Source organism: Porphyrobacter sp. MBR-49 (assembly GCF_053628655.1).
This window is the reverse complement of record NZ_JBRJGU010000007.1, coordinates 107,305-119,860: the sequence shown is the minus strand read 5'-3', so window position 1 is coordinate 119,860 and position 12,556 is coordinate 107,305. Positions and strand designations below refer to the sequence as shown.

Annotated in this window: 9 protein-coding genes and 1 pseudogene; 7 read left to right on the top strand and 3 right to left on the bottom strand. The window is 63.0% G+C overall.

The annotated features are described in order from the left end of the window. Positions 1 to 108: 108 nt before the first annotated feature. From ACSSV3_RS11350 to asd, 4 genes are all read left to right on the top strand, one after another. Positions 109 to 1,611, top strand: coding sequence for a putative bifunctional diguanylate cyclase/phosphodiesterase (locus ACSSV3_RS11350; protein WP_354325504.1), 1,503 nt, complete (start codon positions 109 to 111; stop codon positions 1,609 to 1,611). After that, a complete protein-coding gene (locus ACSSV3_RS11345; RefSeq protein ID WP_354325502.1) occupies positions 1,608 to 3,434 on the top strand; it encodes a methyl-accepting chemotaxis protein in 1,827 nt (608 codons plus the stop codon). The genes ACSSV3_RS11350 and ACSSV3_RS11345 overlap by 4 nt, the downstream gene beginning before the upstream one ends. A gap of 120 nt (positions 3,435 to 3,554) precedes the next feature. Further along, positions 3,555 to 5,417, top strand: coding sequence for a methyl-accepting chemotaxis protein (locus tag ACSSV3_RS11340; RefSeq protein WP_354325500.1), 1,863 nt, complete (start codon positions 3,555 to 3,557; stop codon positions 5,415 to 5,417). Positions 5,418 to 5,500: 83 nt separating this feature from the next. Beyond that, complete coding sequence (gene asd / locus ACSSV3_RS11335) at positions 5,501 to 6,367, top strand: archaetidylserine decarboxylase (RefSeq protein WP_354325498.1); 867 nt, start codon at positions 5,501 to 5,503, stop codon at positions 6,365 to 6,367. 72 nt (positions 6,368 to 6,439) lie between these two features. On the opposite strand, the pseudogene ACSSV3_RS11330 reads toward asd, so the two are convergent. The 3 genes and pseudogenes from ACSSV3_RS11330 to ACSSV3_RS11320 form a co-directional block, all read right to left on the bottom strand. After that, a pseudogene (locus ACSSV3_RS11330) lies at positions 6,440 to 6,610 on the bottom strand (IS256 family transposase); the annotation flags it as partial. Then, complete coding sequence (gene mtnP, locus ACSSV3_RS11325) at positions 6,603 to 7,469, bottom strand: S-methyl-5'-thioadenosine phosphorylase (RefSeq protein ID WP_354325496.1); 867 nt, start codon at positions 7,467 to 7,469, stop codon at positions 6,603 to 6,605. The pseudogene ACSSV3_RS11330 and the gene mtnP, both read right to left, overlap by 8 nt. 36 nt (positions 7,470 to 7,505) lie before the next feature. After that, entirely contained in the window at positions 7,506 to 8,210 is a 705-nt protein-coding gene (locus ACSSV3_RS11320; RefSeq protein WP_354325494.1) for a glutathione S-transferase family protein, read from the bottom strand. A gap of 187 nt (positions 8,211 to 8,397) precedes the next feature. Here ACSSV3_RS11320 and ACSSV3_RS11315 point away from each other — a divergent pair, with 187 nt between their 5' ends. The 3 genes from ACSSV3_RS11315 to ACSSV3_RS11305 are packed head-to-tail and all read left to right on the top strand — an operon-like array spanning position 8,398 to position 12,477. Then, entirely contained in the window at positions 8,398 to 9,825 is a 1,428-nt protein-coding gene (locus ACSSV3_RS11315; protein ID WP_354325492.1) for an aldehyde dehydrogenase family protein, read from the top strand. A 10-nt stretch (positions 9,826 to 9,835) separates the two neighbouring features. Then, a complete protein-coding gene (locus ACSSV3_RS11310; RefSeq protein WP_454184808.1) occupies positions 9,836 to 11,191 on the top strand; it encodes a phosphotransferase in 1,356 nt (451 codons plus the stop codon). Further along, positions 11,191 to 12,477: an acyl-CoA dehydrogenase family protein gene (locus ACSSV3_RS11305; RefSeq protein ID WP_354325488.1), complete on the top strand. Its 1,287-nt coding sequence runs from the start codon at positions 11,191 to 11,193 to the stop codon at positions 12,475 to 12,477. Before ACSSV3_RS11310 ends, ACSSV3_RS11305 begins: the two co-directional genes overlap by 1 nt. Positions 12,478 to 12,556 lie beyond the last annotated feature (79 nt).

Below are 12,556 nucleotides of genomic sequence, written 5' to 3'. Positions count from 1 at the left end.
CAGCTTTACCCTTCGTTAGCCGATGTCGTTTAGCACGATTTTCCAAATGGCGGCGTTCAGACCGCGATCTTCGGGAAAGCAGCTATCGTGTTCGCAGCATCACCCTCATTGCGATTAACGCCCACCGCGCTGGTGGTGATCCCGCTCGGCGTGATCAGCGTCGTGACCGGGCTGATCATGCTGGCGATCAGTTTCAACGAACGGATCGTGATCGTGTCGCACGGCGCGCTGATCATCTCCGCAATCCTCGTCTATGCGGCGACCATCGTCGTTCTGGGGTGCAGCGGCATCGCCAATATCCGCGCGCTTGAAACGCGGGCGATCACCGATCCGCTGACCGGCCTGCCCAATCGCCATGCGCTGCATGAAGACATTCAGGCCGCCTCGCAAGGCAGCGAGGAAGTGGCGCTGGCGATGATCGATCTCGACAGCTTCAAGCAGGTCAACGACCATTACGGCCATGCCGTTGGCGATCAGTTGATCGAACGATGCGCGCAAATGGTCTGCACGGTGTGCAGTGACGAGGCGCGCTGTTACCGGCTGGGCGGCGATGAATTTGCGGTTGTGATGTCGGGCAAGGTCGCAGGCACGATCCTTGAAGGCATTTGCCGCACCTTACTGGAACAGATGGGCACGCCGGTTGAGGTCGGGCACCTCCATATTGCGGTGGGGGCCAGCATCGGCCTGACCCGCAGCACCGCCGCGCAGCGCCTGCCTTCATCGGAAATGCTCCGCCGGGCCGATGTGGCGATGTATATGTCCAAACGCAGCGGCAAGATGCGCACCACATGGTTCAATGAAGGCTTCGACCGCTGCCGCGAACGCATGCGCGAGATCGAGGACGAGATTCGCATCGGGATTGCGAACGGCGAATTCCACGTCGCCTACCAGCCGCTGGTCAATGCCGAGACTGGCCGGATCGTCGCGGTGGAGGCGTTGCTGCGCTGGGATCGCGGGGATCGATCACCCCTTGGCCCGAATATATTCATTCCGGTGGCCGAAGAATCCGGGCTGATCAATCCGCTTGGCCAATGGGTGCTGCGTCAGGCGGTGTGCGACGCGATGCGCTGGGGCGAAATATCGCTATCAGTCAATGTTTCCGCAGAGCAGCTGCGCAATCCCGAATTTCCGATCAAGCTGGGCGAAGTGCTGGAAGAAACCGGTTTTCCGCCGCCGCAGCTTGAACTGGAAGTCACCGAAACCTGCCTCGTGCTTGATCCGGTGGTGGCCGAACGCACGCTTGATGTGATCCGGTCGTTCGGGGTGCAGATCGCGCTCGATGATTTCGGCACCGGCTATGCCTCGATCGGGTTCCTGCGGCGGTTCCGGTTTGAAAAACTGAAACTTGACCGCAGCCTGGTCGAACTCGCCGGGGTGGATGATGCCAGCCGGGCGATGATGCTGTCATCAATCGCACTCGCCCGCGCACTCAACATGGGCGTAACCGCCGAAGGCGTGGAAACCGAGGAACAGGCCAATCTCGTGCGGCTGGCCGGGTGCGACCAGATCCAAGGCTGGCTGTATTATCGCGCCATGCCCGCGACGGAAATCGACCTCCTGATCGCGGCTCAGAACGCCGAAAACGCCAACGATGACGAGCAGGCGGCATGACCGCGCTGCAGGACATGGCCATGAACATCGCAGCCGAACGGGCTGGCAGAGCGCCGGAGGGCACGGACACGCCCAATGCCCCCACGGGCCGCCTCCAGCGCTGGTTCAACGCGCTCAACCTCGGCGGCAAGATCACGCTGTTTTTCAGCGCCAACCTTGGCCTTGCGCTGATTGCCGGACTGTTCGTGATTGTTGGCTATGTCGAACTGGGCGAGCGCGCCGAAATCATCCGCAGCACCCATGATCAGGCGCTCAAGGCCGAACGGACGCTGGTGCAACTGAGCCAGGCGCAGCGCCATGCCGAAATGCTCACGATCCGCCCCAGCGATGCCCGAGCCCGCGCGGCGGGCGCTGCGCTGAACGAGGCGAAAGCGTGCATTGATATGCTGTCGCAAGCGTTGGCGGCTGATAATGCCGATGGTCATGAACGGCTGGCTGTATTGCGCAGCGGCGTGGCTGACCTTGATGGTCAGATCACCGCCTTCGATCCTGACACCGCCAGCGCGCAGCAACGCCAGCGCCAGACAGCCGCCATCGCCGCCAGCGGCGCGGCAGTGGTGGCGGCGGGCACTGACCTTGCACAGATGCTGGGCGATGATGCGGCGGCGATGTCCGATTCCGGCGCCGCGCTGATCACCACCCTGCTGTCCATGTGGATCGCATTGGCAATCGTGCTCACCCTGCTGACACTGATCGCGCAGCGTTATTTCAAGCGCAACGTGGGCGGGATGCTGAAGTCGATGGCGTCGCAAATGACAATCCTTGCCTCTGGCGGCAAGAACATCGCCATCAGCGGCCAGCATCGGCAGGACGAAATCGGTGAAATGGCGCGGGCGATGGAAGTGTTCCACAGCGCGGCGTTGCAGCTCGAACGGCTCAGCCGCGAACAGGCCGTGCGTGCGCGCGCCGAACGCGATGAACAGACCCGGCTGCAGGTGCAGCAACACGAAGCCCAGCTGGAGCGCGAACGGGTGGTGAACGGGCTGGCTGACCAGTTCGAACGCACCGTCGGAGAGGTTGTGACCAGCGTGGTTGCGGCCTCCAGTCAGTTGCAATCGACCGCCACGATGATGGCAACAACCGCCGAAGACACCAGCCAGCGCACCGGCGAAGTTGCCGCTTCAATCGAGGACGCCAATATTGGCGCGACCGCCGCCGCCGCCGCGAGCGATGAATTCGCCATGTCGATCGGCGAAATCAGCCGTCAGGCCGCCTCCTCAGCCGAACTCGCGCGGGCAGCCGGCGTTTCGGCGCTTCAGGCAGACAGCACCATTGGCGCACTTTCAGCCTCGGCGCAGGAAGTCGGCCAGATCGTCGAATTGATCCAGTCGATTGCCCAGCGCACCAATCTGCTCGCGCTCAACGCCTCGATCGAGGCCGCGCGCGGAGGCGAGGCCGGACGCGGATTTGCGGTGGTGGCAAGCGAGGTCAAGGAACTCGCGATGCAGACCAGCCGAGCCACTGACAAGGTCGCGGAACAGATCCGCGCAATGCAATCGACCACCGGCGCCAGCGTCAACGCACTGCGCGATATTGCCCGCCAGATCCAGCAATTGGAAACCACCTCGGTATCGATCGCCAGCGCGGTCGATCAGCAGTCGGTCGCCGGGCATGACCTTGCCCGCAGCATCGACCTTGCGGCGCGCGGAACCGAGAAGGTCGCCGCCCATATTGATGGTGTGCGCAACATGGCGCTTTCGACTGGATCGGCAGCGCAGCAGGTGCTGTCCAGCGCCACCAGTCTTGATGCTCAGGCAGCAACCCTGCGCCTGCAGGTGCAGGAATTCCTCAACGCATTATCCGACCATTCCAGATCATCGTGACGTGGCAGGCCCCGGCGCAGCGCAAAGCGCGTTAACGGCAGGCGCGCGCTGGCTGGATCAAGCATTTGGAAAGGATTTTCCTTCACAATTGTTTGGTCAAGAACCCCGGGGAATTACGCAATGAACATGATGAGCCTGCAGGAGCGCAGCGAGGAACAGGCCGTTCCCGACTTTGTGCGCGAACTCAGGGCCGATTTCGGTATCGAAGATGCGGGCAACCCTGACGTAAGCGAAGCACCAACGGGCAGCGAAACCTTGCTGGAGCGTTTCTCATGGTTCCGCAATCTGTCGCTGTCGAACAAGGTCAACGCGATCTTCGGAAGCTTCCTTGCTGTCGGCGTGATCATGTCGCTGGTGATCGGCATCGGCCTTGGCGAATTGTGGAACCGCTATCAAAGCGCGGCGCAGGTGCAGGACACGGTAATCGCAGCGGGCGCTTTGCAATCGGCAACGCAGGACATGCGCTACCAATCGCTGCGCGCGCTCTACGACCGCAGCGCTCCCCTGCTCGAACAGCAACGCGAAAGCGAAATCGCGGTCGCAGCGCAGGTCGCTGCAATCGAAGCAATGGTTGCGGGCGATGACACCGAATTGCAGCCACGCATCATCGCCCTGCGCAGCGGTCTCGACGATTTCCGCGCTGGTTATACGCGCGCGCATGATGCGGTACGCGGCGGCACGAGCGCCAATGCAGCCGCCGCGCAGGTCGCCGCGCAAGGCGATGCTCTGGCCGCAGTCAGCGCGCAACTAACCGCCGACCTGACCGCGCGCGCGCAAGCGCAGGAAGCGGCCGGGATCACCTACTTCTTCAACATGGTGATGATTGCGGGTGTGCTGGCGTTGCTGGGCTGCGTAGTGCTGCTGATGGGCTTGGCCTATCTGTCGCGTGATTTCTCGCGCAAGATCGTTGAAATTACCGAAGCGATGACCCGGCTTGCCAATGGCGACCGGGACTTCGCCATCAAGGGCGAGGATCGCACCGACGAAATCGGCGCAATGATCCGCGCGCTCGATCTGTTCAAACGGGCGAGCAAGCGGCTGGAGACATGGGCGCGTGAACGGTCGGAAAAGGCCGAACTGGAACTGCAATTGCAACAGGATCGCGAACGCGAACGGGTTGAGGCCGAAGCGCGCAAAGCCGCGTTGCTGGATGATGTCGCGCGCCAGTTCGAACGCACCGTGGGCGATGTCGTAAGCGGTGTAGCCGCCGCCTCCAGCCAGCTCCACACCACCGCCACCCGCATGGCCAGCAGCGCCGAAGAAGCCAGCCGCCGCACCAATGACGTTGCCGTGTCGATGGACGAAGCCAACGCCGGCGCCACTGCCGCCGCCGCCGCCAGCGATGAATTTGCCCTCTCGATCAGCGAAATCAGCCGTCAGGCAGCTTCGTCAAGCGAACTTGCCCGGCTGGCGAACGAAGCGACCGGGGAGGCCGATGAAACCATCTCGGCGCTGGCCGCATCGGCAGAGGAAGTCGGCCAGATCGTCGAACTGATCCAGACCATCGCACAGCGCACCAACCTGCTCGCGCTCAACGCATCGATCGAAGCGGCGCGCGGGGGAGAGGCGGGCCGCGGCTTCGCGGTGGTCGCCAGCGAGGTCAAGGAACTCGCGATGCAGACCAGCCGCGCCACCGACAAGGTCGCCGAACAGATCCGCGCAATGCAATCGACCACCGGCGCCAGCGTCAAGGCGCTGCGTTCGATCGCGGGGCAGGTCAAGGAACTCGAATCCACCGCCGTATCAATCGCCAGTGCGGTCGATCAGCAATCGGTCGCGGGCCGCGATCTGGCGCAAAGCATTGATCTGGCCGCGCGCGGCACCGAAAAGGTCGCGGGCCATATCGAAGACGTGCGGCAATTGTCGCTCTCAACCGGCGCAGCGGCGAGCCAGGTGTTGCTCAGCGCCAACGAACTGGAAGCGCAAGCTGTGCATCTCAGCGATCAGGTGCGCGGCTTCCTTGGCCGGGTGCGGGCGGGCTGACGCCAACACCTAGCGCCGTTCTGCACACCCCATCGGCGCGGCGGGTCTTGAACCGCGCGCCGGGATGATTAGGGCGGGACACTATGCCCTCACCCTTCATCCTGCTCCAGCACGCCCTCCCGCAACACGCGCTGTCGCGATTGGCAGGCGCGCTGGCGTCAAGCGAGCGGGCGTGGATCAAGAATCGGCTGATCCGCCGCTTTGTCGCCGCCTATGATGTCGACATGGCCGAGGCCGCGCGCGCGATTGGCGAATTTGCCAGCTTCAACGATTTCTTCACCCGCGAATTGAAGCCCGGCACGCGGGAGCTGGCCGACGCAGAGGCGTTCATCCTCAGCCCTGCGGACGGCGCGGTGAGCCAGCTGGGCACGATCACCGATGGGCGGATCTTTCAGGCCAAGGAACGCGATTTCACAACCGCAGAAATCCTCGGCCACGGTGCCGATGCCGCGCGCCGGTTCGACGGCGGGCAATTCATCACCATCTATCTTTCCCCCCGCGATTACCACCGCGTGCACATGCCCGCCGCGGGCGCGCTGCAATCGAGCTCCTACATTCCCGGCGATCTGTTCTCGGTGAACCAGCAGACTGCCGAGGGCGTTGACCGGCTGTTCGCGCGCAATGAACGGCTCGCCTGCCTGTTTAACGGGCCGGGCGGCGCGTTTGCAAGCATCATGGTCGGCGCGCTGATCGTCGCCGGGATCGACACCGTATGGCCGCACCGCTTCGCAGGCCACGGGCGCGACGTGGTGCGCGAGGATTTTGCAAGCGGCGCGGTCGATCTGGCAGCGGGCGACGAGATGGGGCGGTTCTACCTCGGCTCAACCGTAGTGCTATTGTTCGAACCCGGTCGTGTCGCTTGGCTGGAAGGGCTGAAGGCAGGCGATCCAGTGCGGATGGGGCAGGCGATCGGGAACTGTCAGGAATTTATACCAAAGTTCGGCGCCTGAGCATGTTCAGCGCGTGATGCGTCGGCCTCTTAGCGCGCTGGTATTAGCGTGCGGGAGGGCGGTTGAACTTTTCGCCGTCATGGCCTTGATAAAGCGTTCAGCGAACAGCCCGGCGAACTGGGCCTTGGCCATCGGCCACTCACGTGGCGGCATTCCCCACTCCATCTTGGATCGGTGCAAGATCAGATAGAGCAGCATGCTTGCAGCATCGTCACTGAGAAAGTGGCCTCCTGCGCTAACGGAACAGCCGACCGGCCACCGCGTCAAGCTTCACCATGACTGCGGGATCGTGTTCGTCAGGCGCGGTAATGATCGCGTCGTCCAAAGCGGTGTCGATTGGGGAGGCCGCACGCTTTTTCGGCAGGGCTGCGATGAAATTCTTCACCATCGCATGGGCGAGCGCGCCGTTCGCCTGCATTTGCGCAACAACTTGCGCAACATCAACAGCCTCTCCGTCTCGCCAGCAATCATAATCGGTAATCATGCCGACCAGAGCATAGGGCAGTTCAGCCTCCCGCGCGAGTTTGGCTTCGGGCATCGCGGTCATGCCGATCACGTCGGCACCCCATTGGCGGTACATCCGGCTTTCGGCGCGGGTGGAAAACTGCGGGCCTTCGATGGCGAGATAGGTCGCGCCGACCGCGACCTTGCCTTTGGCCTTGGCAACGGCCTTCGCCGCCATTTCTGACAGGCGCGGGCAGACCGGATCGGCCATCGACACGTGGGTGACGAACCCGCTGGTGTAAAAGGTGCTGGGGCGGTGCACCGTCCGGTCGATAAATTGTTCAACCACGGCGAAGCGCCCCGGCTCCAGTTCTTCACGCAGGCTGCCAACTGCGGACACCGCCAGAATATCAGTGCAGCCCGCCCGCTTCAGCGCATCGATATTGGCGCGTGAATTGAGTTCGGTCGGCGAAATCGGGTGCCCACGACCGTGGCGGGGGAGAAAGCGCACCTTCACCTCGCCAATCCGCCCGCACAGAATCTCGTCCGATGGTTCCCCCCACGGCGTATCAATCGCAATCCACTGCGCGTCCTCGATGCCGTCCATGGCATAGAGGCCCGATCCGCCGATGATCCCGATGCACCATTCGCTGGCCATGCCTGCTGCCTGTCCTTTGCTAGACCTAGGGTGGGCTTAGGTCAGGTCGAAGCGGGTCGGCAAGGCCTTGCGGATCATCTTTTCCGCTGCGGCGTAAGGCCCGGCAATCGAAGGACGGGCCTGCATCGCGGCAAAATGCGCGGCGAGCGCGGGCCACTTGTTCAGCGGCGTTTCCGCAACCAGTGAAACCTGCATCAGCACGGTCGCCACGGTAATGTCGGCAATCGACAGCGCGTTGCCCGCGAAAAATTCGCGCCCGTCCAGCCGGGCTTCGAGCACGTCGAAAATCGGCGGCAGTTGATTGGCCCAGGTATCGCGCGCCTTTTCGAGATCGGGCTCCTGCCCTTTGCTCACCGCGAAGAAGATCGGTCGAAAAATGCCCATTCCGCCCGCCATTGCCAACGAGGTGTCGGCATATTCTTCGATGAACAATGCCTCGCCCAAAGCCATCGGCGCGTCCGGATAAAGCGCGGGATCAGGATGCTTGCGTTCGATCATCGCGCAGATCGCGCTTGAATCCGCGATCGTGCCCGCGACCCCTTCTTCGGCCACAGAACGATCGCGCAGCACCGGAATGCGCTTCATCGGCGAGATATCCATGAACCACTGCGGCGGGTCGAACACGTTGACCGCTTCAACCTCGTAATCCACGCCCTTTTCAATGCAAACAGCCGCAACCTTGCGCACAAACGGCGAAACCGGGCTGCCATAGACGACCAGATCGGGACGGGAATCACTCATGAGGCTCTCCTTGAAGGCATGTTTGCGGCCTTCCATAAGCCCCGCCCGCAATAGCGCAATCGCCAAGCGCCCGGCTTGGCCCAGCCGCCTAGGCCAATTGGCAAAGCAGCGATTGCATTTTGCAACGCAACGCACCACCTTGAGCCTGCGAAAAACGACTCCCTGATAGGACGAGAGAGGAACAATCATGGTCACCCAGTATAAGAACCTTATCGGCGGCAAGATGGTCGCAACCGACCGGATGCTCGATGTGGTCAACCCGGCTACCGAACAGGTGATCGGGCAGGTGCCCGCCTGCGGCCAGGCCGAGCTTGACCAAGCGGTTGCCGCCGCGCGCGCCGCGTTCAAGACGTGGAAGAATACCCCGATCGAAGAACGCCGCGCCGCGATCATGGCGATTTCCGGCGCGATCAAGGAAAATGCCGAGGAACTCTATCGCCTGCTGACAGCTGAGCAGGGCAAGCCGCACGATCAGGCCAAGGGCGAAATCTACGGCGCTGCGGGGATGAGCGCGGCGCAATCGACGCTGTCGCTTGACGACGAGATCAACGAAGACAGCGAGGCACGCCTCAGCCGCACCCGCCGCGTGCCGGTGGGCGTGGTTGCGGGCATTGTGCCGTGGAACTTCCCGGTGATGATGGCGATCCAGAAAATCGCGCCCGCAATGCTGTCGGGCTGCACGATTGTGCTCAAGCCTTCGCCCTTCACCCCGCTCACCACCCTGCGCATCGCTGAACTGATCGCGGACAAGGTGCCTGCGGGCGTGGTCAACATCATCACGGGTGAAGATTCGCTCGGCCCGTTGATGACCTCGCACCCCGATATCGACAAGATCACCTTCACCGGATCAACCGCGACCGGCAAGAAGATCATGGAAGGCGCGAGCGCCGACCTCAAACGCATCACGCTGGAACTCGGCGGCAATGACGCGTCAATCGTGCTGCCCGATGCCGATCCCAAGAAGGTGGCCGAGCAGCTGTTCTGGTCGAGCTTTTCCAACGCCGGCCAGATCTGCGTCGCGGCCAAGCGCGTCTATATCCACGAGGATATCTATGACGAGCTTTCGGCGGCGATTGTCGAATATGCCAAGACCGTGACCGTGGGTGATGGCGCGCAGCAGGGCACGGGCGTCGGCCCGATCCAGAACAAGAAGCAGTTTGATCGCGTGGTTGAGCTGATCGAGGATGCCAAGGACAATGGCTACAAGTTCCTGCTCGGCGGGAATGTCGATCCGTCCGGCACTGGCTACTTCGTACCGCTGACCATCATCGACAACCCGCCCGAAGACGCGCGGATCGTGGCCGAGGAACAGTTCGGCCCGGTGATGCCGTTGATGAAGTTCTCGACCGAAGAAGAAGTCATCGCACGCGCCAATGCGTCCGAATACGGACTGGCTGGCGCAGTGTGGACCGGCAACCCGGACAAGGGCGTTGAAATTGCCGAACAGCTCGAAACCGGGACAGTGTGGGTCAACGAATACCTTCACCTTTCGCCCTTCGCACCGTTCGGCGGGCACAAGCAGTCCGGCTTTGGCGCCGAATATGGCAAGGAAGGCCTGAAGGAGTTCACCTATTCGCAGGTTATTACTGTGAAGAAGGACAAAATCCCCGCGTAACGCCATGGGTATGTCACCGGACGAACTGAGCGCCGGGCTGGCGCGGGTCTGTGCCCGCGCTGGGCTCGGCGCTTTGTTGTTGGAGCCGCAGCGGCTCACCGGCGGGGCGGTGATGGAAAGCTGGCGGTTTGTGGCGGACGACAGCGCCTACGTGCTGCGCCGCGCGCCCAGCCTCGCCTTCATGGAGGGGCGGCCTTATGGGCATTCGACCGAGGCGGCGTTGATCGAGGCGGCGCGGTTAGCGGGCGTGACCGCGCCGGAAGTGGTGGCAGTGCTGGAGCCGGCAGACGGCCTTGGTTCGGGCTTCATCATGCGCGCTTTGCCGGGGACGGCTGATCCCAAGGTGATCCTTGGCTGCGACGATCCGAAAGACTTGCTGCGGCAGGCGGCGCGCGATCTGGCGCGCATCCATCGCTTGCGGCCAGCGGTCGTGCCGGACGGCGTGCCGGTGATGGACACCCGCGCAGGCATAGCCGACCTCAAGGCGCAGTTCATCGAGGCAGGCGGGGATCGCCCGATCATTGCGCTCGGCCTCAAGTGGCTGGAGGACAATTGCCCGCCGCCCGTCGAGCCTGTCCTCAACCACGGCGATTACCGGATGGGCAATCTGCTGGTGGAAGGATCGACGCTCACGGGGGTGCTCGACTGGGAAATCGCCCATTTCGGCGACCGCCACGAGGACTTGGCCTTTGGCTGCATGGCGGTGTGGCGCTTTGCCCGGTATGACCGCCCGGCGCTGGGGCTGGGGAGCCTTGAGGATTACATCGCCGCTTACGAAGCCGAGAGCGGCGCCCAAGTTGACCCCGCCCGCTTTCGCTTCTGGACGATCTACCGCACCGTGTGGTGGGCGCTCGGCTGCCTCAAGATGGCGGCGCAATGGCGCAGCGGCGCGGACCGGATGCTCGAACGCGTGGTAATCTCGCGCCGGACGAGCGAGCAGGAACTCGATCTGCTGCTGCTGCTGGAGGAGGATGCGCCGGAAGCGGAGCGGGCGCGTGAGGTCACAAAGCCATTCAGGACACGTGCTCGGACGCTGCCCCCTCAGGGCGATGCGACGATTGCAGAGCTAGTGACTGCGGTCTCCGAATGGCTCGGTAGCGTGAAGCACCGCATGGAGGGGCATGACCGTTTCCAACTGGCGGTCGCTCGCAACGCACTCGGCATCGTCGCGCGTGAAATGGACATTGAATACTCCGGCGTCGATCCGCGAGACATGTCCGAGTATTTCCTGTCCGGCGATGACACCCTCGAGACCAAGGGCGTGCTGGCCAAGCTTCGCTTCGATGCTCTGGAATTGATCGAGGTCGATAGCCCTAAATATCCCGCGCTCGCGGTCGCCCAAAAGAAGTGGCTAGGAGAGAACTAATGGACTTCGCCATCCCCGCCGACCTGCAAGCCTATCTCGATGAACTCGACGCCTTCATCGCGGCCGAGATCAAGCCGCTGGAGCAGCAGGACGACAACATCCGCTTCTTCGACCACCGCCGTGAATATGCGCGGACGGACTTTGAAGCGGGCGGGCTGCCCCGGCACGAGTGGGAGGAACTGCTCAAGGAAGCCACCCGCCGTGCCGACAAGGCGGGCCATTGGCGCTTCTCCGCGCCCAAGCGTTACGGCGGGAGGGATGGCAGCAACCTCTGGATGGCAGTGATCCGCGAACATTTTGCGCGCCATGGCCTCGGCCTGCACAATGACTTGCAGAACGAACACTCGATCGTCGGCAACTTCCCCTTCGTCGCCATGTTCGACCAGTGGGGAACCGAAGAACAGAAAGCCGAATTCATCACCGGAGGCTTTGAACGCACCCGCCGCGTGGCTTTTGGTCTGACCGAAGCGAACCATGGCTCCGACGCCACCCACATGGAAACCGTGGCGGTGCGGGAAGCCCGCGACGGCGTGGATGGCTGGCGGATCGATGGCGAGAAAATGTGGATCACCGGGATGCACGTCGCCACCCACTGCGCGATGTTTGCGCGCACTTCCGGCCAAGCGGGGGATGCGAGCGGGATCACCTGCTTCCTCGTCCCCAATCCCACCCCCGGCCTCGAAATCGAGGAGTGGATGTGGACGTTCAATATGCCCACCGATCACCCGCGCCTCAGCGTCACCAATGTCTGGGTGCCCGACAGCGCAATTATCGGCGTCGAGGGCCGCGGCCTCGCGCTGGCGCAAAGCTTCGTCCACCAGAACCGCATCCGGCAGGCGGCGTCGAGCTGCGGCGCGGCGCTGTATTGCATCGACGAAAGCGTGAAATACGCCCGCGCGCGCAAGCCCTTCGGTGAGGAGCTGGCGCGCAATCAGGCGATTCAGTTCCCGCTGGTGGAGCTGGCGACGCAGGCTGAAATGCTGCGGCTGCTGATCTTCAAGACCGCGTGGGAGATGGACAACATGCCCCACGAACAGATCGAACGCACGATCAGCGACAAGGTATCGATGTGCAATTACTGGGCGAACCGGCTGGTGTGCGAGGCGGCGGACCGCGCGATGCAGGTGCACGGCGGCATCGGCTATTCGCGCCACAAGCCGTTCGAACACATTTATCGCCACCACCGCCGCTATCGAATCACCGAAGGGTCTGAGGAGATCCAGATGCGCAAGGTGGGGGCGTATCTGTTTGGCTATCTCGGGCCGAAGCGGGGGATGTATTCTTAACCCTCCCGCGAGTCCCCGCGCAGGCGGGGGCCTCGTGATGTATGGTGCATGGTTGAATGAGGTCCCCGCCTGCGCGGGG

Coding starts and splice junctions, on each gene's coding strand:
- ACSSV3_RS11345 (WP_354325502.1), top strand. CDS start 1,608: ATGACCGCGCTGCAGGACATGGCCATGAACATCGCAGCCGAACGGGCT.
- ACSSV3_RS11340 (WP_354325500.1), top strand. CDS start 3,555: ATGAACATGATGAGCCTGCAGGAGCGCAGCGAGGAACAGGCCGTTCCC.
- asd (WP_354325498.1), top strand. CDS start 5,501: ATGCCCTCACCCTTCATCCTGCTCCAGCACGCCCTCCCGCAACACGCG.
- mtnP (WP_354325496.1), bottom strand. CDS start 7,469: ATGGCCAGCGAATGGTGCATCGGGATCATCGGCGGATCGGGCCTCTAT.
- ACSSV3_RS11320 (WP_354325494.1), bottom strand. CDS start 8,210: ATGAGTGATTCCCGTCCCGATCTGGTCGTCTATGGCAGCCCGGTTTCG.
- ACSSV3_RS11315 (WP_354325492.1), top strand. CDS start 8,398: ATGGTCACCCAGTATAAGAACCTTATCGGCGGCAAGATGGTCGCAACC.
- ACSSV3_RS11310 (WP_454184808.1), top strand. CDS start 9,836: ATGTCACCGGACGAACTGAGCGCCGGGCTGGCGCGGGTCTGTGCCCGC.
- ACSSV3_RS11305 (WP_354325488.1), top strand. CDS start 11,191: ATGGACTTCGCCATCCCCGCCGACCTGCAAGCCTATCTCGATGAACTC.